The 21522-nt window shown below is 33.7% G+C and carries 24 protein-coding genes and 2 pseudogenes; 18 read left to right on the plus strand and 8 right to left on the minus strand.

Annotated elements, in window-relative coordinates; translation table 11 throughout:
• Window positions 1-85: 85 nt before the first annotated feature.
• Window positions 86-583, plus strand: coding sequence for an arsinothricin resistance N-acetyltransferase ArsN1 family A (locus PQF83_RS04885; protein WP_048540292.1), 498 nt, complete (start codon window positions 86-88; stop codon window positions 581-583).
• Window positions 584-629: 46 nt separating this feature from the next.
• On the opposite strand, the gene PQF83_RS04890 is transcribed toward PQF83_RS04885, so the two are convergent.
• The gene (locus tag PQF83_RS04890) at window positions 630-818 is read right to left on the minus strand and encodes a hypothetical protein (RefSeq protein ID WP_048540294.1); all 189 of its coding nucleotides are present in this window, start codon (window positions 816-818) and stop codon (window positions 630-632) included.
• Window positions 819-1237: 419 nt separating this feature from the next.
• Between PQF83_RS04890 and PQF83_RS04895 the strand changes: the two are divergent.
• From PQF83_RS04895 to PQF83_RS04910, 4 genes and pseudogenes are all read left to right on the plus strand, one after another.
• A pseudogene (locus PQF83_RS04895) lies at window positions 1238-1687 on the plus strand (SPFH domain-containing protein); the annotation flags it as partial.
• Window positions 1688-2000: 313 nt separating this feature from the next.
• Window positions 2001-3305 (plus strand): hypothetical protein, encoded by a 1305-nt coding sequence (locus PQF83_RS04900; protein WP_000715294.1) that lies wholly within the window; start codon window positions 2001-2003, stop codon window positions 3303-3305.
• A 210-nt stretch (window positions 3306-3515) separates the two neighbouring features.
• Window positions 3516-4106, plus strand: a complete 591-nt coding sequence (locus PQF83_RS04905) for a histidine phosphatase family protein (RefSeq protein ID WP_001166460.1) — start codon at window positions 3516-3518, stop codon at window positions 4104-4106.
• Window positions 4107-4112: 6 nt separating this feature from the next.
• On the plus strand, window positions 4113-4889 hold the full coding sequence (locus PQF83_RS04910) for a Cof-type HAD-IIB family hydrolase (protein WP_000278955.1): 777 nt from the start codon (window positions 4113-4115) through the stop codon (window positions 4887-4889).
• A 7-nt stretch (window positions 4890-4896) separates the two neighbouring features.
• Here PQF83_RS04910 and PQF83_RS04915 read toward each other — a convergent pair whose 3' ends face one another.
• A complete protein-coding gene (locus PQF83_RS04915; RefSeq protein WP_000498029.1) occupies window positions 4897-5358 on the minus strand; it encodes a DinB family protein in 462 nt (153 codons plus the stop codon).
• 171 nt (window positions 5359-5529) lie between these two features.
• Here PQF83_RS04915 and alr point away from each other — a divergent pair, with 171 nt between their 5' ends.
• On the plus strand, window positions 5530-6705 hold the full coding sequence (alr, locus tag PQF83_RS04920) for an alanine racemase (RefSeq protein ID WP_000054188.1): 1176 nt from the start codon (window positions 5530-5532) through the stop codon (window positions 6703-6705).
• A gap of 20 nt (window positions 6706-6725) precedes the next feature.
• On the opposite strand, the gene PQF83_RS04925 is transcribed toward alr, so the two are convergent.
• Genes PQF83_RS04925 through PQF83_RS04935 form a run of 3 tightly spaced genes read right to left on the minus strand, consistent with a single transcriptional unit; the run spans window position 6726 to window position 9221 of the window.
• Window positions 6726-7439 carry a class I SAM-dependent DNA methyltransferase gene (locus PQF83_RS04925; RefSeq protein WP_000038489.1) on the minus strand — a complete coding sequence of 238 codons (714 nt, stop codon included), beginning with the start codon at window positions 7437-7439 and terminating at the stop codon, window positions 6726-6728.
• A complete protein-coding gene (locus tag PQF83_RS04930; RefSeq protein ID WP_000405441.1) occupies window positions 7432-8319 on the minus strand; it encodes a GNAT family N-acetyltransferase in 888 nt (295 codons plus the stop codon). Before PQF83_RS04930 ends, PQF83_RS04925 begins: the two co-directional genes overlap by 8 nt.
• A 23-nt stretch (window positions 8320-8342) precedes the next feature.
• Window positions 8343-9221: a hypothetical protein gene (locus PQF83_RS04935; RefSeq protein ID WP_000941346.1), complete on the minus strand. Its 879-nt coding sequence runs from the start codon at window positions 9219-9221 to the stop codon at window positions 8343-8345.
• A 386-nt stretch (window positions 9222-9607) separates the two neighbouring features.
• Between PQF83_RS04935 and PQF83_RS04940 the strand changes: the two genes are divergently transcribed.
• Window positions 9608-10816, plus strand: coding sequence for a macrolide family glycosyltransferase (locus PQF83_RS04940; protein ID WP_000024477.1), 1209 nt, complete (start codon window positions 9608-9610; stop codon window positions 10814-10816).
• Between the two features lie 167 nt (window positions 10817-10983).
• Window positions 10984-11829 (plus strand): YitT family protein, encoded by an 846-nt coding sequence (locus PQF83_RS04945; RefSeq protein ID WP_000755132.1) that lies wholly within the window; start codon window positions 10984-10986, stop codon window positions 11827-11829.
• 46 nt (window positions 11830-11875) lie between these two features.
• Here PQF83_RS04945 and pdxR read toward each other — a convergent pair whose 3' ends face one another.
• Complete coding sequence (pdxR, locus tag PQF83_RS04950) at window positions 11876-13276, minus strand: MocR-like pyridoxine biosynthesis transcription factor PdxR (protein ID WP_000366296.1); 1401 nt, start codon at window positions 13274-13276, stop codon at window positions 11876-11878.
• A 130-nt stretch (window positions 13277-13406) separates the two neighbouring features.
• Between pdxR and PQF83_RS04955 the strand changes: the two genes are divergently transcribed.
• Both PQF83_RS04955 and PQF83_RS04960 read left to right on the plus strand, forming a co-directional pair.
• Window positions 13407-13829, plus strand: coding sequence for a GNAT family N-acetyltransferase (locus tag PQF83_RS04955; RefSeq protein WP_001021919.1), 423 nt, complete (start codon window positions 13407-13409; stop codon window positions 13827-13829).
• 147 nt (window positions 13830-13976) lie between these two features.
• On the plus strand, window positions 13977-15104 hold the full coding sequence (locus PQF83_RS04960) for a metallophosphoesterase (RefSeq protein ID WP_000411328.1): 1128 nt from the start codon (window positions 13977-13979) through the stop codon (window positions 15102-15104).
• Between the two features lie 29 nt (window positions 15105-15133).
• Here the strand turns inward: PQF83_RS04960 and PQF83_RS04965 are convergent, their stop codons facing one another.
• A complete protein-coding gene (locus PQF83_RS04965) occupies window positions 15134-15751 on the minus strand; it encodes a DUF1648 domain-containing protein (RefSeq protein ID WP_001065180.1) in 618 nt (205 codons plus the stop codon).
• A gap of 136 nt (window positions 15752-15887) precedes the next feature.
• On the opposite strand from PQF83_RS04965, the gene PQF83_RS04970 reads away from it, so the two are divergent.
• From PQF83_RS04970 to PQF83_RS04995, 6 genes and pseudogenes are all read left to right on the plus strand, one after another.
• Window positions 15888-16454, plus strand: a complete 567-nt coding sequence (locus tag PQF83_RS04970) for a GNAT family N-acetyltransferase (protein WP_000843679.1) — start codon at window positions 15888-15890, stop codon at window positions 16452-16454.
• A gap of 6 nt (window positions 16455-16460) precedes the next feature.
• On the plus strand, window positions 16461-17021 hold the full coding sequence (locus PQF83_RS04975) for a 2'-5' RNA ligase family protein (RefSeq protein ID WP_000270871.1): 561 nt from the start codon (window positions 16461-16463) through the stop codon (window positions 17019-17021).
• The gene (locus tag PQF83_RS04980; RefSeq protein WP_000222822.1) at window positions 17018-17503 is read left to right on the plus strand and encodes a GNAT family N-acetyltransferase; all 486 of its coding nucleotides are present in this window, start codon (window positions 17018-17020) and stop codon (window positions 17501-17503) included. The genes PQF83_RS04975 and PQF83_RS04980 overlap by 4 nt, the downstream gene beginning before the upstream one ends.
• Before the next feature lie 12 nt (window positions 17504-17515).
• Window positions 17516-17855, plus strand: a pseudogene (locus PQF83_RS04985) (cupin).
• Window positions 17852-18280 carry a GNAT family N-acetyltransferase gene (locus PQF83_RS04990; RefSeq protein ID WP_000570290.1) on the plus strand — a complete coding sequence of 143 codons (429 nt, stop codon included), beginning with the start codon at window positions 17852-17854 and terminating at the stop codon, window positions 18278-18280. The pseudogene PQF83_RS04985 and the gene PQF83_RS04990 overlap by 4 nt, the downstream one beginning before the upstream one ends.
• A gap of 31 nt (window positions 18281-18311) precedes the next feature.
• Entirely contained in the window at window positions 18312-19193 is an 882-nt protein-coding gene (locus PQF83_RS04995) for a phosphotransferase family protein (RefSeq protein ID WP_001224479.1), read from the plus strand.
• Between the two features lie 28 nt (window positions 19194-19221).
• Here PQF83_RS04995 and PQF83_RS05000 read toward each other — a convergent pair whose 3' ends face one another.
• Window positions 19222-20007: a GNAT family N-acetyltransferase gene (locus PQF83_RS05000; RefSeq protein ID WP_000984765.1), complete on the minus strand. Its 786-nt coding sequence runs from the start codon at window positions 20005-20007 to the stop codon at window positions 19222-19224.
• 132 nt (window positions 20008-20139) lie between these two features.
• On the opposite strand from PQF83_RS05000, the gene ytfJ reads away from it, so the two are divergent.
• Together ytfJ and PQF83_RS05010 are read left to right on the plus strand one after the other, a co-directional pair.
• Window positions 20140-20565 carry a GerW family sporulation protein gene (ytfJ, locus tag PQF83_RS05005; RefSeq protein ID WP_000349987.1) on the plus strand — a complete coding sequence of 142 codons (426 nt, stop codon included), beginning with the start codon at window positions 20140-20142 and terminating at the stop codon, window positions 20563-20565.
• 160 nt (window positions 20566-20725) lie between these two features.
• Entirely contained in the window at window positions 20726-21502 is a 777-nt protein-coding gene (locus tag PQF83_RS05010) for an oxalate:formate antiporter (protein WP_000014090.1), read from the plus strand.
• Window positions 21503-21522 lie beyond the last annotated feature (20 nt).

Below are 21522 nucleotides of genomic sequence, written 5' to 3' on the forward strand. Positions count from 1 at the left end.
CTTTGCTATAGTTATACTATACAATAATATTTGCAAAATGCAACTATTTTCCTTTATAATTTTCTTATAAATTTGAAAAAGGGGTATGAATATGGAGATAAGGAAGTGTCAAAGTACTGATATTGAAGCGATAACACGCATTTATAACCAAGGAATAAAAGATCGAATTGCTACATTAGAAGAAAAGGAAAAGACCATTCATGATATGGAAGAGTGGTTCGTAAAACGCGGAGAACGATATGCGGTATTAGTGGCGGAAATGGAAGGACAAATTGTAGGGTGGGTGTCTTTAAATCCCTATTCTCATCGTTGTGCGTATAACGGTGTTGCTGACTTATCTATTTATATTGACCGAGAGCAACGAGGTAAAGGGATAGGAAAACGACTATTACAAAAGATTGAAGAGGTTGCTATACAAAATGATTTTTATAAGATTGTATTGTTTACGTTTCCTTTTAATGCATTAGGGCAAGGTTTATATCGTTCTATGGGGTATCGTGAAGTAGGAGTTTTTAAAAACCAAGGTAAGTTAGACGGAGAATTTGTAGATGTTATGGCAATGGAAAAAAATATTGATTTATAAAAAGAAAAAATGCCTTCGAATTAAATTATTCGGAGGCATTTTAATATTAGTATCCTAGTTCTTTTTTTAATCTAGCTGTTTTTTCTTTGAGGACTTTTAGTTTGTCTTCAAATGTTTGTTGTTCTTGTTTTCGTTGTTCACGTCGTAGTTTTACATACTCTGAAATGGGGATTGTTTTTAATTCAATTCCTTCATCATCGTCTTCTAGAAAATTGTCCTCGTCATTAAGAGACATAAAAAAGAACCTCCCAGTGTTAATGCAGAATGCACCCATAATAGTATATGCGGGTATCCTAACGAAATGTAGGATGCCGAGTCCCACTATATGATATGCATATTAACACTTGAAAGTGAGTTGAAATAAGTGTTTTAAGAGGGGACAGCTAAGAGGGTTTGCTTAGTAGCCTAAAAGTGTAAATATAAATATTCCAGGGGTGTTTGTATAAAGAAACATCTTTATTAATCGTGAACAATTGTTAGAGTTTAATACAGGTTAAATTTAAAATTCAAGAATAGGCAAATTAGGATGACCATTGAAAATATGATTGCTGAGAATTTGATGTTCTATTTCCCTAATAAAGTTAGGGAAATAGAACATCATCGTTGATATAACAACATTTATGTCATTTCACTAACTGTTTACGTTCGCATAAAATCGAAAAACAAATGAAAGCAGAGCGTAATAAACGTGCGATCATATTAGAAGCTGAAGCTGCAAAACAAGATAAAGTCCTTCGTGCTGAAGGGGAAAAGCAAAGTAAAATCTTAATGGCTGAAGGGGATAAAGAAGCACGTATTCGAGAAGCAGAAGGTATTAAAGAAGCAAAAGAATTAGAAGCGCAAGGGGAAGCAAGAGCGATTGAGGAAATTGCAAAAGCAGAACAAAATCGAATTGAATTACTTCGCGAGGCGAATTTAGATGAACGTATACTTGCTTACAAATCATTTGAATCATTAGCTGAAGTTGCGAAAGGGCCAGCAAATAAAGTCTTTATTCCATCTAATGCAATTGAAACACTTGGTACTCTCGGGGCAATTGGAGAAATCTTTAAAGAAAAACAAGCGAAGAAACTGCCTTTAAATAATACAGAAAAAGAACAATAAGAGTGAAAAAGAGAAATGGGATGCCATTTCTCTTTTAATTTTTGATTCGTGTAATAATAGTAGACAGTTTTTTCATTGTTTTGATGCACAGAGTTGTAAGTAGTTTCCTATCTGTTTTTAAGTAATATTTTTCAAAGATTTTAATCTATGTCTGTATTTTTTTACATAAATTTAAAAATATTCAAAATAATGGTTTTGAATGTTAATAATATGTAATATATTTTAAATGTCTTAGTCAGTTATAAATAAAAATAGTTATGAAAAGTAGAAAAGAAAGAGAAGTTATTAAGGATTATAGAATTGAGGGGAATTTGTGAAAAAGGGAATTATTATTTTTATAGGGATTATAATTGTGTGTATGTCTGCATTTTTTGTGTATCAATCACAGGGGGGGAAAACGAATACAGAGCGACAACAAATTGAAAAGAAACAAACAGCACCGAAGAAAGAAGAACAAAAAGCAAATGTGAATGTAGAAAAAGCGGATGCAAGTATAATAGCCAAGGAACTTATTGCAAATCTCAATGAAGTATCACTGAAGCCTGGTGAAGAAAAAAACATTGATTTATCCTTAAGGTTATACGATGAAGGAACAGCAAAAGAAAATACGATAAACTTAGGAGCGGCTGAAAAAGAATTTCTATCGGTTAAATCAAAAGATGAAAATGTTGCTAAGGTGAAAATAACCGAAAGCGGGCAAGTGAATATCATTGCAAGCGAGTCACCTTCAAAAATAAGTATAGATATTGAAGTTAGTTATAAAAATAAAAAGCAGAATGGAGATTTAACCAGAAAGATACCTATCACAATTAAGGATTATGCCTCAGATGCAACAAAAGGGCTAAAAGGAATGTGGCAGAGTGAAAAGGATAAAACATATTTCTATAAGATAGTTGAAAAAGGTCAAAATATAATTGAAGTTTCTGCAATGGCTTTATATGAAACTGACTACACAGCGGTAGTGAAGTTTACAAATATACAAAAAAATGTTCTTTCAGGGAAACCGGAATATACATTTATGTATCCTGGTACTCATCAGGAACCGGCTTTAGAATTTAAGATAGAAAAACTTGGTAATGATAAAATACGCATTACTAGAGGGGATTATCCAATTGTCCTAACAAGATCGTCAGAAAAAGTAATGGAGGAAGAGAGAGAAAAACAAGCAATGCCAAGTTCTGATAGCAACGCAGGAGTAAGTCAAACGGATGAAAATAACCCAAATGATGGTACTAAAAACAATACGGAACAATCAGAATCACTAAAGGCGTTCTTCGATCCTGTTGATAGTAACAGTGAAAATCAGGTAAGTGTATTCATTCAAACATGGGGAACTACTGAATCTAATCCGAAAGTAGATAAAGCTACGCTGCATGTAGAACAGCGCCTAAATAATACACTTACCGGTATGTTCGAAACGCAGGCTACAAAACAAAATGAAACAACTTGGATATTTGCTTGGACAGATGACACCGGTACAAAAGGCACTGGAATATTAGTTATTAACGGTGAGGATGCAACAATCGAACTCAAAAGTGAACGTAAAAGTGCGACAGAAGGAAAAGGAATTGTATCTTACAAAGCCCAATTGATGAAGACAGCTCAAGCTGAATTTTAATAAATAAAAGAGTCCTATACGTATGGATAGGACTCTTTTGTACGTCATTTTTGAAAGAGTTATAAGTCTAGAGTGCATGGAATTATTAAGGGAAATTACGCTTTAACTAAAAGGGATTGAACAATTGTTAAAGCAACCTATTTTTTTATAGAAAATTCAGAGTATGATATAATGGAATTTTGCGAATATTAAATAGGGGAGTGAAGAAACATGCAAATACTACTAATACGCCACGGAGAATCAGAAGCTGATATTTTAAACGTACATGAAGGACGAGCTGACTTTGAATTGACAGAAAAGGGAAGAGAGCAGGTGCAAAGACTTGTACAGAAAGTGAAAGCAGATTTCCCGCCAGATTTCATTTGGGCAAGTACATTAAAACGTGCTCGTGAAACTGGTAAAACGTTAGCAGAGGGAATTGGGTGTCCAATTCAATTAGAAGAGGAATTAATGGAGTTCAATAATGGAGTGCAAGCAGGTCTTTTATTTGAAGAAGCAAAGAAATATCCCGAGCCAAAGTTTCTTCATGATCGATTTGAAAATGGGGAGTCATTTATTGAGTTTCGAATGAGAATAGAAGGCATCTTTTCTAAAATCGTGACGGAGAATACATATGACCGAATTGCAATTGTTGCACATGGTGGTGTAATAAATAGTCTATTACGTGCGTTTTTCAAAATGCCCATTTCAATGGACTATTATTTTAAAATGGGAGATACGGGAATAAGCTTAATTGAAATTGATGGCGAACAAAAAACAGTACATTTCATTAATGATACGAATCATTTGGACGGGATGTAAAGATCTATGTACAAAGTAGTATTTTTTGATGTTGACGGTACGCTTTTAAGCGAAATTGATAGAAGTATGCATGAGAGCACAAAAGAAGCAATACAAAGATTAATAGAAAAAGGGATTCACGTAGTTGTTACTACAGGGAGACCATATAGCTTATGTTCGCAATTTAAAGAGCTGGGCATACATACAATTATTTCTGCAAATGGTGCACATATTAAGTGTGAGGAAACGGTTCTACATAAATCAGTACTTTCAAGTGAAATCGTTCATGATATCTCAGAGTTTGCAGAATTACATGGTCACGGTATTTCTTATTTTACCGAGGATTTTGCAATGAACGGAATAGCTTCGGATAATGAGCGTGTAATGCAAGCGCTTAGCGAGACGTTGAATTTAGAGAAGTATCCAGAAAAAAGCAGGGATTTGTTAGAAGAAATTTATTGTTTATGTCTGTATGCAGATGAAATAGAAGCTCAAAAATTTCTTGAAAGATATCCTATGCTTACATTCGAGCGTTTTCATAATTACGTTATAAATGTATTAGAAGATAGTAAAGTATCGAAATTAACTGCAATTCAAAAGGTATTAGAACACCTAAACATTTGCAAATCAGAAGCCATTGCTTTTGGCGACGGTAGAAATGATATTGAGATGTTAGAGTATGTAGAATTAGGTATTGCGATGGGGAATGGCGGAGAAGAGTTAAAAACAAGAGCAGATTTTGTTACAAAGAAGGCGAGTGAAGGTGGTATTTTATTTGCCTTAGAGAAGTTTCATATCGTCTAACATACCTTTATTGAAATAAAGGTATGTTAGGATCTTTAATGTGCTCGCATAATAAAATATGTATTTGTCCACGATGATGATAAAAGTGTGCAACAATTTCAAGTAACCATTCAAACCGAGAATAAGAAACACCCCAATAGGCAGTCATAACTGCCGCTAATTCTTCATGGGAATAGGAAAGAAATGTTTTAGAGAGAAGGTTGTATCCTTCAAGCATTATTTGTTGCATGTACGCAATTGTTTCTGGTGTATGTTCTAAATAAAAGGTACGTAACTCTTTTTCCGTACTACCATTTAAAATGAGTAAATCAGCATGGCAAATAAGAGAAAGATGTGCACACATTTCAAATAATGATCGCTTCGAGTGAATTGGTTGTATTTTTAATTCGTCTTCTTTATATCGGTTAAGCATTTGAATAGAAGTATCAACAGCAACTTGTAGTTGGTGTAATGCAGATTGTACAAACATTGTAATTCTCCTCTTCTACGTATATAATAGTTTCTTGAGGGTATTATATCGTACTCAAAATTCCGAAAATTCTAGTAGTTTGACTAGCATATTGAAAAGTATTATATTGTAAAAGGTCATATGAAACGTGAAATAGAATGGAATGCAATTATTGAGTTAGGAGTTAGACCAATGAGTTTGAAATATGGAAGAGATACAATTGTTGAAGTTGACTTAAATGCAGTAAAACATAATGTAAAAGAATTTAAAAAAAGAGTGAATGATGAAAATATTGCAATGATGGCTGCTGTAAAAGCGAATGGGTATGGTCATGGGGCAGTTGAAGTTGCAAAAGCTGCTATTGAAGCAGGAATAAATCAGCTTGCAGTTGCGTTTGTAGATGAAGCGATAGAGTTAAGAGAAGCAGGAATTAACGTGCCGATTTTAATTTTAGGCTATACGTCAGTAGCATCTGCGGAAGAAGCAATTCAATATGACGTTATGATGACTGTTTATAGAAGTGAAGATTTACAAGGTATAAATGAAATCGCAAACCGTCTACAAAAGAAGGCGCAAATTCAGGTGAAAATTGATACAGGAATGAGTCGCATTGGTTTACAGGAAGAAGAGGTTAAACCATTTTTAGAGGAATTAAAACGTATGGAGTATGTAGAGGTAGTAGGAATGTTTACACATTACTCTACGGCAGATGAAATCGATAAATCATATACGAATATGCAAACAAGTTTATTTGAGAAAGCTGTCAATACAGCAAAAGAATTAGGAATTCATATTCCATATATTCATAGTTCAAATAGTGCGGGTTCAATGGAACTTAGCAATACATTTCAAAATATGGTTCGTGTAGGTATTGGAATTTATGGAATGTATCCTTCAAAAGAGGTAGATCATTCAGTTGTTTCTCTGCAGCCTGCGTTGTCGTTAAAATCAAAAGTAGCTCATATTAAGCATGCAAAGAAAAATCGCGGTGTAAGTTATGGGAATACGTATGTAACGACTGGTGAAGAATGGATTGCCACTATACCGATTGGTTATGCTGATGGCTATAACCGTCAGTTATCTAATAAAGGGCATGCATTAATAAATGGAGTTCGAGTACCTGTTATTGGTCGTGTTTGTATGGATCAGCTCATGTTAGACGTTTCAAAAGCAATGCCAGTACAAGTGGGAGACGAAGTAGTATTCTACGGTAAACAAGGCGAAGAAAACATTGCAGTAGAAGAAATAGCGGATATGTTAGGTACAATTAACTATGAAGTTACATGTATGTTAGACAGAAGAATTCCACGTGTATATAAAGAAAATAATGAAACGACTGCTATTGTAAATATACTAAGAAAAAACTGAATCGTTATGATTCAGTTTTTTTATTTTTGACAAATGAAAAATGTTCTATTTGTACCGTGTGATTGAATGTCCTTAAAACCTACGGACTCTAGCAAAGAAATTATTTCTTCATTGGAATAACAAGCTTCTTCAAAAGAAAAGTCACTTCTTGTCCAATTATTATCTATGTCATGTTGAAATAGTATAAAGTTCATGACTGCTTTTTTATTGTCATTATCATATGTAGAATCGATTGTACAAACATATTCCGTTTCTGAAATGTGAAAGGAAGCGCTCCAGTTTTCAAGAAAACCTTTTTCCATATTCATATCAAATACGAATGTACCTTCACTATGTAATATAGAATAAACATTACGAAAAACACTTTTTAATTCATCTAATTTTAAAATATGGTTTAAGCTATCGCCAGTAGAGATAACATATTGAAATTGCTCATTTATATTGAAATAGCGAGCATCATCGACGATAAAGGCTGCGTCTGGAGCGTTTTGACGTGCGTATTCAATCATTTGAGCAGAACCATCTATACCAGTTACTACAAAATGATTCTCAATTAATTTCTTAGTAAGGTGACCAGTCCCGCAGCAAAGATCTAAAATATGAGAATGTGGTGGTGCATATTGTAAAATGAGTTTTTCCAAAAGTAGATAGGAGTGTTCAGCATAATGCCCCCAATGTTTATTATAAATGGATGCGAAAATATCATAATCAGAATAAATTAGTTTTTTAGACACATGCATTCACCTCGAAATTCATTACATTATAATAATCATACTTCGTTTTCATTTCAAAACCACATTGTGTATACAATTTTAAAGCATGGTTATTTTTCGTTTCGACGTCTAATTTAATTGTTGAAACTCCTTTTGTAATAAGGGTATGTATCATGGACGTAAGAATATCTTTACCGTATCCTTTCCCTTGATAAGAAGGGTGAACGGCGAATCCTGATAGTGTAGTAGATTGGTCTTCTTTAGAAACTGTAATTGTTCCTATCACTTTTTTATCGATAAGAGCACTGTAAACTTGATGGGAAGATGAATCCATCATCTTTTGTAACCATGTAGCGGTGTTTTCTACTGAATCTCCAAACGCTTTACTAGAAATTTCAATCAGATCAAGCAGTGATTTTGAAGATGCAAGAGTAAGTTGTATAGCATTCTTCGTTCTTTTTTGCGCTTCATTTGCTTTGAACTCCATACTATATTCACTATATAAATAAGGCAGCTTCATATGTATTGCAAATGCTTTCCCAGAAGCAGACTCCCCATTCATAATAAGAAGAGCTTCGTCTGCCTCTCTTAATCGTATTTCTTTCATTGCGGTTTGTAAAAGAGTAGTACCTATATGTTGTTTCCTATAGTTCGGATGAACAAAGCCTATTAACTCAAGTTTGGTAGGTCTTTCAAAGTCATACATACTTAATGCACCGACTAATTGAGTATCGTCATAGAGTAAAAAGTCATGTATCTCTTCTTTATTACGAGCAGTTAAAAAGTTTACATGTAAATCTGAAGAGTAATCAATTTGATCGTGTTGCCCGCAAATATGAGCTAAATCTTTCATTTGTTGTATTTCACATTCTGTTAAAGAACACTTTTTCTGAATTTCCATTTCATAACCCCTCACCTTCGTATTTAAAAATAGGATGGATGATTTAGCCACTTTCCTAACTCCACACTGCCCTGAACAGATAATAAACGGTACAAATATCGATAGGGACGTCTACATGCTACAAGATTAGGAATAGGCATGATGGTTTCATAACCTTGTTTAAAAGCATGAGCTTCCTTTTCTGTAAATACATATTCTAAGCCGATAAAATCAAATTCTCGGGGAGCAACTGCGTAAGCTTCTGTATCTACTAAACCTGTAATAGTTGTACCATCTGATAAAAACTGAGTAGGGTCCATATCAATTAAAACGAGCGTAGATTCCTTTGGTACCGGTAAGGAAGAAAGTTGTTGTTCAAAAGTAGGAAATGCGTTACGGATGCTCGCATTATTGGAATAAAATCTATTTACAAGTTCTTTACTGACTTTTAATATGTGAGACTTACATTCTTCTAGTGGAACTTGGAAAGTACCTGGTGGGTTTCCTATAAACTTTGCTTGAAACGAATGAATTTCTGCTAGTCCTTTTCCAAGGCTGAATAAAATTGAATCAGATTGTCCGATAAAGGATTGCAGCGTATTTCCTGTTAGTTTTTCGACACTAACAAACTTCCGGCCATTTAAAACATGTTTTTGCAAAATAGTGGGGATGGGCAAGTTAGTATGCTTTTTCAATAATTCGTGTATATGCTCTAAATGATGTACGTTCCTTGGATCGATTCCAAAAAGGTTTTTACATCCCCACCAAAAATCATTATTTGGTTCTTCAGTCATTTTTGAGGAACGAACAATAACTTCTTCAAATGCTGTTTTAACAAGAAACACATCGCTTGCATGTTCTTCATAACCTGGGTGTAAAGTTTGAATAGATAAAATAGGTGAAGCGAATAGTTGTTGTAGCATGAAATTGATCCTTTTTCTGTAAATTCGATAAATTTATTATATAACAGAATATGTTGCAAGTGGATAATGATAGGGACAACATAGAATTTAAATAAATTTAAGGTGAGAAATCAGTTTGGAAATTATATTTTTCTACTTTTGTATGAATTATCAAAATAATGTTTTTGATGATAAATCTGTAAAAATACCCAAATGTAAATCTCATATTTTTCAGTAAATGAAGAGTTAAGCGCACTTTCAATAGGGGGATAACGTAGGTTATGAAAAATATTTCTCAATAATAAAATGAAGAGAAAAATGTGAAGAAATAGAATAGATTCCTTTATAATAGTTTTAAATTAATTAATATAATTAATTATTAATAATATTAGATAGGAGAGAATATGATGGCAAACGTACTCGTAATAAATTTCCCTGGAGAAGGTCATATAAATCCGACTTTAGCTATTGTAAGTGAGTTAATTCGGCGAGGGGAGACAGTTGTTTCGTATTGTATTGAAGATTTTAGAAAGAAGATTGAAGCAACAGGTGCAGAATTCCGAGAGTTTGAGAATTTTCTCTCTCAAATTAATATTATGGAGCGAGTAAATGAAGGTGGGAGTCCTTTGACGATGCTGTCTCATATGATGGAAGCATCAGAACGTATTGTTACTCAAATTGTAGAAGAAACAAAAGGGGAAAAGTACGATTATTTGATATATGATAATCATTTTCCAGTAGGACGTATTATAGCCAATGTTTTACAATTACCTAGTGTTTCTTCTTGTACAACGTTTGCTTTTAATCAGTACATTACTTTTAACGATGAACATGAATCAAGAGAAGTAGATGAAATGAATCCATTGTATCAATCTTGTTTAGCGGGAATGGAAAAATGGAATAAGCAGTATGGAATGAAGTGTACTAGTATGTATGATATTATGAACCATCCTGGTGATATTACGATTGTGTATACTTCAAAAGAATATCAGCCGCGTTCAGATGTATTTGATGAATCATATAAGTTTGTCGGTCCATCAATTGCTACTCGAAAAGAAATAGGTAGCTTTCCTATTGAACATTTAAAAGATAAAAAAGTGATTTTCATTTCTATGGGAACAGTTTTCAATGAACAACCTGAGCTATATGAAAAATGTTTTGAAGCTTTTAAAGATGTAGAAGCGACAGTCGTATTAGTTTTTGGTAAGAAGATAAATATAAGTCAATTTGAAAACATTCCGGATAACTTTAAGTTGTATAATTATGTGCCACAATTAGAAGTATTACAGCATGCTGATGTATTCGTGACACACGGTGGTATGAATAGTTCGAGTGAAGCACTGTATTACGGTGTCCCGTTAGTTGTAATTCCGGTAACAGGAGATCAGCCTTTAGTTGCGAAACGAGTAAATGAAGCAGGGGCTGGAATAAGGCTAAATCGTAAAGAACTCACTTCTGAATTGTTACGTGAGTCTGTAAAGAAAGTGATGAATGATGTAACGTTTAAGGAAAATAGTCGTAAAGTTGGAGAGTCACTTCGAAAGGCTGGTGGATATAAAAGGGCAGTTGATGAAATATTTAAAATGAAAATGAATTCGTACTTGAAACTTAAATAAATGTTTGAGGCACACTTACTACAATGGGTAAGTGTGTTTCAATAAAAAATTACATAAAAATCACTATAAAGGTGAAACTTTTGTGTATATAAACTGATATCTTTGTATTAGTAGAGAAATTACGTTAAAATAATACTAAGAAAATATATAAGTTTTGGGGGTAATGAATGAAGAAAGTATTTGAATACGTATTATTAACAATTGGCTCAATTATTGTAGCAGGTTCATTAGAGCTTATTTTAGCGCCTAATGGATTAGTAGATGGCGGGGTAACAGCCATTGCTATTATGGCGAATAAAGTTGCAGGATTGCCGCTTTATGGAGTGTTCTTGGGGATTAATATCCCGATTTTATTATTTACTGCAAAAGTAATGGGAAAGAAGTTCTTTATCCGTACGTCCTATGCAAATGTTGTGACAACACTCGGATTGATTTATTTGAAACCATTTCCAGCAATTACAACTTCTGAATTGTTAATTGTTCTTTATGGAGGAGTTCTATTTGGTGTTGGCGTAGGAATTGTAGTAAAAATGGGCGGAGCAATTGATGGATCAGAAATGTTAGCTGTTTGGATGAATAAACATTTTAAAGTGCCGATTAGTACATTTTTACTTGCTGTAAATGCGGTTATTTTCATCTTTGTTGCCATTTTGTTTTCAATTGAACAAGCGATGTTCTCATTAGCAATTTTCTATATTGTTACGAAGATGATTGATTTCATATTAGATGGCATTAATCAAGGAAAGAGCGTTATGATTATTTCTGGTAAAAATAAAGAAATAGGCGATCTACTTATGAAAGAATTGCAATTATCCGTTACGTATCTACATGGAGAAGGTGGTTTTTTAGGAGAACATAAGAGAATTATTTATTGTATTACAAACCGTTTCATTTATCCGAAAATGAAAGATCTCGTTCTCTCTGTAGATCCAACTGCTATTATTGAAGCTTCCTATTCAACAGAAACAACTGGTGTCAAACGTCCGGGAAGGGCAATGAGATCAGAAAAATAGTGCATAAAAATAGCTCCACGTAAGTATAACTTGCGTGGAGCTATTTTTATTTAGGGAACCACGCTTTTTTCAGTAATTTGACAACAGTTTCAATACATTCCTCTCGAATACTGCCAAAACCGAGCAATACATATGACTCCTCCCTTACATTATAAACAGAATCGTATGTGGAGAGAGGGTATAACTTAATACGTTCTTTTGCAGCTGCATGAATAAGTTCTTGTTCATTCATCCCGTTATGAACGTGAAGTACAATATGAAGCCCGGATTGTTCACCGAGTATATGCACGTTATTTCCCATTTCGCTTTTAATAGATTTAATTAAAGAAATATGTTTTCTTTTATATAACGTACGACTTCGGTTAAGATGACGTTCCCAATCCCCATTTTGAATAAAGGTAGCAAAGGTAAGTTGTTGCATTGTAGAGACAGTTTGTTTAAACATACCACCAAGTTCTTTATAGACTTTTAAAAGATGAGGTGGTAAAACGATATATCCCATTCGTAAAGAAGGTAAAAAAGATTTCGAGAAAGTTCCCATATAAATAACACGTTCATTTGAATCTAGCCCTTGTAAAGAAGGAATAGGTTTTCCTATATAGCGAAATTCCCCGTCGTAATCATCTTCAATAATATAACCATTACAATCATTCGCCCATTTTAATAACTCGAGTCTTCTAGATAATGGCATAATGATTCCGAGTGGAAATTGATGAGATGGAGTGACATATGCCACATTGGAACCGGATTCACGTAAAGCGGAAATATGAATCCCTTTATCGTCTAAAGGGATCGGGTGAACAGGAAGGCCACAACTTTGAATCATAGCAGGTATACGGTGAAATCCAGGATTTTCGATTCCGTATTCTTTTTTTGAACCAAGTAGTTGAAGGAGTAGCCAAAGAAGAGGCTGCGTACCTGCTCCAATAATAATTTGATCAGGTGAAGAATGTACCCCGCGAGCATGATATAAATACTTTGAAATATGTTCTCGTAGAACGAGCTCACCTTGTGGATCTTCTTTAGCAAATAATTCATTTTCATACTGCAATAAAGTTTCGTGTAACGCTCTTTTCCAGTTTGTTATGGGAAAAGCTTTTTGATCAATAAGTCCTTGACTACAATCATAATCATATTGTTCTTTTTCTTTATTGTTAGTACTGCTTGACGCAATTTGTTGTTTCTTTTGAATGACATCAATATCTACTTCCGCAACAAAAATCCCGCGTTTCGGTTTGCTTTCTACGTAACCTTCAGCTAGTAATTGTTGATAAGCGGATTCAACTGTAATACGACTCACATTAAGTTGCATAGCTAAATTTCTGTGAGAAGGAAGACGTGTACCGGCACGTAGTGATCCATGAGAGATTTCTCGTTTCATATATTCGTAAATTTGTAAGTAAATAGGTGTTTTATTTTGTAACACTAATGGGATAGTCAGATCCATTTGTAGACGCTCCTTTTTATACTGGCCTTATAAAAAAGAATAGAACTGTCACTTAAGTTAAGGGCAGTTACTTTCTATAATGATGATATAACATTTAGAAAATTTTATAAATAGTAAGGGGAGAATCATAATGAATATTAAAGAAGTAGTAACAGAAGCTGATTTACATGAAGTATTTCCCGTATTACAGCAATTACGAACAAAACTTTCAAGAGAAGAAGCAAGTTCTTTATTTCAAAAAATGAAAGAAGAAAATTATAAACTATTTTCGCTGCGTAACGAAGAGAATGAAGTTGTTAGTCTAGCTGGTGTAGCAATTTGTACGAATTTTTATAATGAGAAACATGTTTATGTATATGACCTTGTAACCGCGGAAGCTCATAGATCAAAAGGGTATGGTAATGTTCTGCTGTCATATGTAGAAAAATGGGGGAAAGAAGAAGGGTGCAGTTCTATCGTACTTACATCTGCATTTCCAAGAATTGATGCACATCGTTTTTATGAAAGAGAGGGCTTTAATAAGGTAAGCTATTCTTTTTATAAAGAGTTATAATACTAAGTAGGTTCCGTGTGTAAAAATATATGGAACCTATTTTCTTTTTCAGATTTGAGCTAGGGATAGGTCTAGCGATATGATTTGTCGAATATTAGAAATTTAAAATGGAATCTTGAATTTAGAGAATGTTAGGGGCGTTTATACTTGGAAAAAATAAAGAAATTATCTATACCAAATGATGTAAGAGTCATCATTATTTCTGATATTCATGGAGAATTAGACCTTTTTAAGGAACTACTACATAAAGTTAATTTTCAAGATGAAGATTATTTAATTATTAATGGCGATCTTTGTGAGAAAGGAAGAAATAGTATTGGCGTCGTAAACTATGTGATGGATCTAGTAGTTAGTAAGCCAAATGTGTATGTAATAGAAGGGAATTGTGAAGTTGTAGTTGAAGCACTTGTAAATGAAAATCCTGCTTTAATAAATTATTTGTGTACGCGAAAAAATACAATTTTTAATGAATGGCTAGCGCAATTGAATATTAACGTTCATAAAGAAAGTGATATCCGTGAATTGAAAACAAAATTAATGAGCCATTTCTCAAAAGAAATAAAGTGGCTAACAGAATTACCAACAGCGATTGAAACGGAGGATTATATCTTTGTACATGCTGGCCTTGAAGATAGAGAAGATTGGAAAGAGACAGAACGAAAAAATGCGATAGCAATGCCGGAGTTTTTCAATCAATCACATAAAGCAAATAAGTATGTAGTTGTCGGTCATTGGCCTGTTGTAAACTATTCAGAGAAGGCACCATCTAACAATCCTGTTATTGATAAGGAAAAAAAGATTATTGCAATTGACGGTGGAAATACGATTAAAGAGGCAGGACAATTAAATGCATTTATCATTCAGAGGACAAGTGCAAGTGATAAGTTTTCTTATACATATGTAGACTATTTTCCAGAATATGAAGTAATAGCAGATTTTCATGCCGATGCAACAATGCAGGGCGGGGTTACCTATCCACATTATTACATAGAGCCTATGGAGAAGAAGCAAGATTACACAATATGCAGGCAAAGGGAAACGAATACATTACTTTATGTGAAAGATGAATATATTAAGCAACTTGATTCAGGTGAATACACAGTGAAAACGGATATATCTTGTGCGCAAATAAGCGTAAAAAAAGGGGATATTGTTTCTCTCATTGATGGTAGCTGCTCAGGATATGATTTAATTAAAAAAGATGGAGTAGAAGGCTGGATAGAGAAAGGGATTTTAGTTGAGATAGAAAAGACGAAAAAGAAAATATTTAGCTGAAATAGGAGGGATGTAACCTCCTATTTTTTTTAAGAAGTAGATTGCTTGCTATCTTTAATAAGTAAATAAATCGTACTCGGTAAAATGACAAGCGTCATTCCTAAAATAATTGTTAGTATAGCATAACCTCTATAAGGAGTAGAAACGATAAATGGAAGCCCCGCTAGTAAAATACCTGCTATTATCATTGAAATACTACAAATATTTGAAGCTCTTTTTTCGAGGTGCTTATCATTCCATTCCAATGAAACAGTTGATTCAGTCGTATCAATTTTGGAACTGAAATAACCTATTAATATAAATAAAAGCCCTAATCCTAAAAATATAAAATGATCAAGAGGAAGTGAAAAGCCAAGAGCGATAAGGGCAATGACAATATCGACAAAAAATAAGAATAGTAAAATAGTATTGCCGATCCAAAGGAGAAATTTCTGATTACTCGCTGCTTTAGATAAAGCTAAAAATAAAAAGAATACGAAAGAACATATAATTATATTTACGATAACAAAAGTAGCTTTATCCATTGTTGATGTAGGCGTTCCATTGAAGTCCCATTTCGTAACAATATTTGATGGTAAGAAGAAATAGAGAATAATATTTGCCGTAACAATAGTGAGAAATAAAGTAATACTAAATCGATTATTCATTGAATCACCAGCTTTCTACATGAATAATTGGTATCTTATAACAAAATTATACAATATAATAAACGATATCTGTTTTGATTTTTCAGAAAAAACATTATAATTATATATGAAATAAAGAGGAGTGTAGGAGGAAATTATGAAAAGCGTAATCATAAAAGGGGATAGAGTAACAATTCGTACAATTGAAGAATCAGATATAAAAACATTATGGAATCTCGTGTTTAAAGAAGAAAATCCAGAATGGAAAAAATGGGATGCACCGTATTTTCCGTTTTCGATGCAAGAATACTCAGCCTATAAGGAAAAGATGCAAACTCGTTTAAAAGAAGAACCGCTATCCAATTTAATTATAGAACATAACGGTCAAGTTATAGGGACGGTCGGATTTTATTGGGAGTATAAACCGACGCGTTGGTTGGAGATGGGAATTGTCATTTATAATCCGGCTTACTGGAATGGCGGTTACGGTACAGAAGCGTTAACGTTATATCGGGATTTACTATTTGAAAAGATGGAGATTGGTAGAGTAGGGCTCACGACTTGGTCTGGTAATGAACGTATGATGAAAGTAGCGGAGAAAATAGGAATGAGCTTAGAAGGTAGAATGCGAAAATGCCGTTATTATAACGGAACGTACTATGACTCTATTCGAATGGGAATGATTCGTGAAGAATGGGAAGCGCTATGTGTAACAAAGGGGTGAAGGGATATGTACGCTATTATTGCTACATTTGATCGTGTATTTACTAATAAAATTACAGAATTGCAAAATGAATTAACAAATATCATTGGCACAAATCAATTAGCTGGAGCAGAACCTCATATTATGTTAGCTGATTATAATGAGTTAAATGTTCATTTGTATAAGGAGAAATTAGGGGAGTTTGTAGCTATTCAAGAAAATATGGATCCAGTAACTTTTCCTTCTATTGGAACTTTTCCTACTAACGGAACGGTCTTTCTAGCACCGACTGTTACTGATGCATTGTTAAAATTTCATCATTCTTATCATGATTATTTTAACAATTTTCATGACAACCCAAATTCATATTACGTACCGGGAAAGTGGGTTCCGCATTGTACGATTGCAAATAGATTATATACAAATCAGTTTTTAAGCGTAATGGAATATATTTATGAAAAATTTGATCATGCAACAGCTTCAATTGAGAAATTAAAATTAATAAAGGTGAATTATGAAAATGGTTCTGCCATTTCTTCTCGTATATTAGCAGAATATAATTTAAAGAGAATGGAGACATCGAGATGACATATGTAATTAGAGAAATGAAGCAGGAAGATATTCATGCTGTACAATCAGTAGCGAAAATAGCTTGGCATGATACATACGAAGGCATTATTCCGAGAGAGATTCAAGACAGTTTTTTAGACGAGGCTTATTCTGATGAAAAAATGAAATATCGTCTTGAGAATACACATTTATTCGTTGCAGAAGAAGAGGGAGAAGTCATTGGCTTTGCAAATTTTTCACCTGTTAGACTGCAAAACGAAGCAGAATTAGGAGCAATTTATTTGTTACCAGATCAACAAGGGAAAGGGATAGGAAGTGCTTTATTACAAAAAGGGTTAACAGTATTAAAAGGAATTCGGAAACTATACATTCATGTAGAAGCAGCGAATGAAAAAGGAAAACGTTTTTATGAAGCGAAAGGTTTTGCACAATTAGAAGAATTTGAAGAAGATTTTGAAGGACATATGATGCAGACAGTAAGGATGGTTTTATACATATAAGGAGGACTAGAAGTGAAAATCTTTGATTTTAGTGAAAAAGTAGGAAAGCAAATTACAGCATTTCAATCTAATTTCATAATGTCGAAAATAGTAAACCATCAAGGGAATATACATATCGGTGCTATGCATTTAAAAGAGAATGGAATAATTGGATATCATGAAGCAGTTGTATCGCAACTGCTTCTTATTGTGGACGGAGAAGGATATGTATGCGGGACAAGCTGTGTTTTGGGAAAAGGGGGAGCTTCATGAGACAAGTACAGAAAAGGGATTGATGGCAATTGTTATGGAAGCGGAGGATCTTGAACGAGCGATATTAATGCCTATTAAAGAGGAGAGTTGTAAAAAATGATAGAAAAGGCAAATCGGGAAGAAACGGACGAAATAATACAATATGCAGCTCAATCGCTTTTTGAAGGTACGAGGGGAAATTGTCGTTTAAATACAGAGAAAGCGATTGAAATTACAAGGCCGATTGTAGAAAAGGGAGCGTATTATTTAGTCGTTAAAGAAGAAAACGTTGTAATGGGTTGGATATTAATAGGGGAAAATACGGACTATTTTTCTCATGAAAAACTAGGGTTTATATACGAATTGTATGTTTTTCCAGAGTACCGCGGGAAAGGATTGTCAAGAAAGTTAATGGAGGCTGGTATTAAGGAATTACAAAAGAATTATTCAGAAATTCGTTTGAATGTATTTGCTGGAAATTTTGCAAAAGAGATGTACGAACAGTTTGTTTTTGTTGAAAGACAGGTCATTATGACTTTGAAGTGAGAATAATAGTTTGAACGGGAGAAGAGAAAGAATGAGAAAAGAAAATGAGTATGTTGCGTATTTACAAAGGTTGTATCCTGAATTGCAAATAAATTCTGTTTATATAAATGAAATAGGTCAAAATAATGATGTGTTAATTGTAAATGATAATATAGTATTCCGGTTTCCGAAATATGAAAAAGGTATTCAGAAACTTCGAATAGAAACACAGTTACTAGAGAAAATAAGACCCTTCATTACGCTTCAAATTCCCAATCCAAGTTATCAAGGGTTTCAAAATGAAGTACCAGGGAAAGTATTTGCAGGTTATGAGATGATTGAAGGAGACCCGTTTTGGGAAAATGTTTTTACAGAAATAAATGATGAAAAGCAATTACAGAAACTTGCGTACACATTGGCGAGATTTTTAAAAGAGTTGCATGAAATTCCGTTATCTACATTCGAAGGTATTATGCAATGTGATAGTACTGATATGTATTCAGAAATAAATAGTTTATATAGCCAATTAAAAGAACATGTTTATCCATTCATGAGAAATGTAGCGAGAAAAGAGGTCTCAACATCGTTTGAGTTATATTTAAATGAAAGTAGTCATTTTAACTTTACTCCTAGTCTTGTTCATGGGGACTTTGGCATGACAAACATTTTATATAGTGCAACAAAAAAGAATATTTCAGGGGTCATAGATTTTGGTGGGGCGAGCATTGGAGATCCAGCTTATGATTTTGCTGGCATATTAGCTAGTTATGGAGAAGAGTTTTTACAACTATTTGAAGCCTATTATCCTAATTTAGAAGCAGTAAAGGAGCGAATGTATTTTTATAAGAGTACATTTGCGCTTCAAGAAGCATTATTTGGCGTACTAAATAATGATAAGAAAGCTTTTGAAGCTGGAATAGCACAATATGTATAAAAGCCGATTTTAAATCGGCTTTTTATTATTATCGATACATCGTCCACATCCCAATGTCTTTAAACCCTAGTCGTTTATAAATTCGTCCAGCAGTTGGATTGTTATAAAACAGGCAAAGTGTTCGGCTTTCTTTCGTAAAGTCTTGAATCATTTTTTGTAATATGAGTGAAGCAAATCCATTTCCGCGGTAATTCGGGTGTGTACATACGCCAACAACCATTGCAGATAATGAATTTTCAGCGGAAGTAGAGGCGGATGCGATGATTGCACCGTCTTTTTCAATATAATATGTACGTCCTGTATTTGTTTCGAGAGCTTGCCTTAAAATTTTTTCTGATTCATGAGCAGTCGGGAATTCATCGATGCTACTTCTTAATTGCATAATTCGCTCTACATCATCTAGTGTGGCAAGTTTAATTGTTTCTTGGGCAGGCGTACTAGGCAAGTTGTCGGCATCTATACATTCGCAAAAATACATTTCATTTTTGGAGCCTAATTGTAGACTGGAAGCAGTTTCAAACCTTTCTACAATAGTTGACTTACCAGAGAGTTTAAGCGGCTTATATGCGGAAAGAATTGTCTCATAATCAGTGGTAACAAGTTCTTCTTTACTATAGGGTATAAATGAATCGTGGAATCGGAGTAGAATTGATTTTAATGTTCCATTCTCTTTAAATACGCCCCATAATTCTTGAAAATCTGTGTCATAACCGAAAGCTTCAATATCTCCAATAATAAACAAGTTAAGGGCTGCTTCTTCTTTTAGGTAAGCGAATACTTGTTCATGATCTTTCTTTGTTAATTTTCGCATCATAACGAATCGACCTCTTTTTTTATTTTTCTAAATATTACAACTTAAGTTTTTTGAAATCAATATAAAATTTTATGTTTAGTTCACAAACTTTCGGAAAAACTAGGAAAGATATGACAAAGGAGGTTATGAACGGTGGATCATCCAATTCAAGGATTAATGAAAGCGGCAATGGAAAATTTAAAAGAAATGGTCGATGTAAATACGATTGTTGGAGAGCCTGTTCAAACGGCTGACGGTGGTGTAGTGTTAACGGTTTCTAAAGTAGCGTTCGGTTTTGGAGCAGGAGGTTCTGATTTCCAAACGAATGATGGACAAAGAGCGAACGGTAACCCTGCATTTGGTGGCGGTAGCGCGGGTGGTGTTTCTATTACACCAGTAGCATTTCTTGTGGTGAATAAAGATGGAGTAAATATTCTTCATTTGCAAAATGCGACACATTTAGCAGAGAAAATGATTGAATTAGCTCCACAAACAATTGATAAAATTCAATCGATGTTCCAAAAAGATGAAAAGAAAGAGGGAAATCATCATCCTCAAAACCCAGATGAAATCCTTTAAAAACGCCTGCTTACAAGCAGGTGTTTTTTCTTGTAATCACTATGTAATAAAACACATGAAATTGTAAATAGTTTTTGAAGTTTTTTCTATGTTTCTAAAATTTTTCATGTTAAAATATGCTATAGAATTGAAACATATAAAACGAAGGTGGCTAGGTGCTTTGTCTGGAGGATCTGACCAAGTAAAGAATATGATATATATTAATGGTAATCGTCGAGGTCATTGTTTTATTACATCAGGAATTACGTTTAAAGAGTTTGCAAGTAACATCCCTTCACCGCTTCATCAAGTGTTGCTTTTAAAGCATAATTTTGAATGGACAGATTTTCATTATCATACTTTATTTGAATATGTTGAGGAAGAAAATATACATAAGTTAATTCAAGCAGAGATTGATGAATTTGATGAATTTTGTTGGGTAGATTTTGATGATGCAAGCGATTTAGATGAACTAGAGCCAAAAGAAATTGCAGAGCTTTTATATTTGGCTCACAAAAAAGAACCACTTGCAAGAACGTTCTTTCCGTTATTGAAAAATAGATTTGTTTATTTTTCACATGATGACGGATGGTACAACAAAGTGTATTATCGTAGAATTGCTGATTTTGTAGGAATGTTAAGTAAAGTTATTCCTTATAAACTCGGTGCTTTCGGTAAGAAACGTTTTTCTTTCTTCCAAAAATCAAAAATTTTCCCAGCAATTTCAAAAGAAGTGATTATGGGGCTTATTCCATTAATGGAAGATGGTCTTTATATTGATCTGGCAGGGAAAATTGAGTCAAGAAGGGGTCTTGAAATTCCAGTTTATGTAGTCGGTTCGTATGAAAGTACGGATGAGGTACTAGATAATATCGATGAATTGAAAGAAGAAGCAACAGAGACTGGTTGGCTTATTTTTGATAAGAAAGAACAAGAGTGGCAATGGGTTGTGGACTAAGAAAACTTGGCGCATGCAGT

This window comes from Bacillus sp. FF-1 (assembly GCF_028548245.1).
Taxonomy (GTDB): domain Bacteria; phylum Bacillota; class Bacilli; order Bacillales; family Bacillaceae_G; genus Bacillus_A; species Bacillus_A paranthracis.

What these genes read in the sequence shown, in the direction of transcription:
- PQF83_RS04885 (WP_048540292.1), top strand. Translation starts at nt 86, where the DNA reads ATGAATATGGAGATAAGGAAGTGTCAAAGTACTGATATTGAAGCGATA.
- PQF83_RS04890 (WP_048540294.1), bottom strand. Translation starts at nt 818, where the DNA reads ATGTCTCTTAATGACGAGGACAATTTTCTAGAAGACGATGATGAAGGA.
- PQF83_RS04905 (WP_001166460.1), top strand. Translation starts at nt 3,516, where the DNA reads ATGCAAATACTACTAATACGCCACGGAGAATCAGAAGCTGATATTTTA.
- PQF83_RS04910 (WP_000278955.1), top strand. Translation starts at nt 4,113, where the DNA reads ATGTACAAAGTAGTATTTTTTGATGTTGACGGTACGCTTTTAAGCGAA.
- PQF83_RS04915 (WP_000498029.1), bottom strand. Translation starts at nt 5,358, where the DNA reads ATGTTTGTACAATCTGCATTACACCAACTACAAGTTGCTGTTGATACT.
- alr (WP_000054188.1), top strand. Translation starts at nt 5,530, where the DNA reads ATGAGTTTGAAATATGGAAGAGATACAATTGTTGAAGTTGACTTAAAT.
- PQF83_RS04930 (WP_000405441.1), bottom strand. Translation starts at nt 8,319, where the DNA reads ATGGAAATTCAGAAAAAGTGTTCTTTAACAGAATGTGAAATACAACAA.
- PQF83_RS04935 (WP_000941346.1), bottom strand. Translation starts at nt 9,221, where the DNA reads ATGCTACAACAACTATTCGCTTCACCTATTTTATCTATTCAAACTTTA.
- PQF83_RS04940 (WP_000024477.1), top strand. Translation starts at nt 9,608, where the DNA reads ATGGCAAACGTACTCGTAATAAATTTCCCTGGAGAAGGTCATATAAAT.
- PQF83_RS04945 (WP_000755132.1), top strand. Translation starts at nt 10,984, where the DNA reads ATGAAGAAAGTATTTGAATACGTATTATTAACAATTGGCTCAATTATT.
- pdxR (WP_000366296.1), bottom strand. Translation starts at nt 13,276, where the DNA reads ATGGATCTGACTATCCCATTAGTGTTACAAAATAAAACACCTATTTAC.
- PQF83_RS04955 (WP_001021919.1), top strand. Translation starts at nt 13,407, where the DNA reads ATGAATATTAAAGAAGTAGTAACAGAAGCTGATTTACATGAAGTATTT.
- PQF83_RS04965 (WP_001065180.1), bottom strand. Translation starts at nt 15,751, where the DNA reads ATGAATAATCGATTTAGTATTACTTTATTTCTCACTATTGTTACGGCA.
- PQF83_RS04970 (WP_000843679.1), top strand. Translation starts at nt 15,888, where the DNA reads ATGAAAAGCGTAATCATAAAAGGGGATAGAGTAACAATTCGTACAATT.
- PQF83_RS04975 (WP_000270871.1), top strand. Translation starts at nt 16,461, where the DNA reads ATGTACGCTATTATTGCTACATTTGATCGTGTATTTACTAATAAAATT.
- PQF83_RS04980 (WP_000222822.1), top strand. Translation starts at nt 17,018, where the DNA reads ATGACATATGTAATTAGAGAAATGAAGCAGGAAGATATTCATGCTGTA.
- PQF83_RS04990 (WP_000570290.1), top strand. Translation starts at nt 17,852, where the DNA reads ATGATAGAAAAGGCAAATCGGGAAGAAACGGACGAAATAATACAATAT.
- PQF83_RS04995 (WP_001224479.1), top strand. Translation starts at nt 18,312, where the DNA reads ATGAGAAAAGAAAATGAGTATGTTGCGTATTTACAAAGGTTGTATCCT.
- PQF83_RS05000 (WP_000984765.1), bottom strand. Translation starts at nt 20,007, where the DNA reads ATGATGCGAAAATTAACAAAGAAAGATCATGAACAAGTATTCGCTTAC.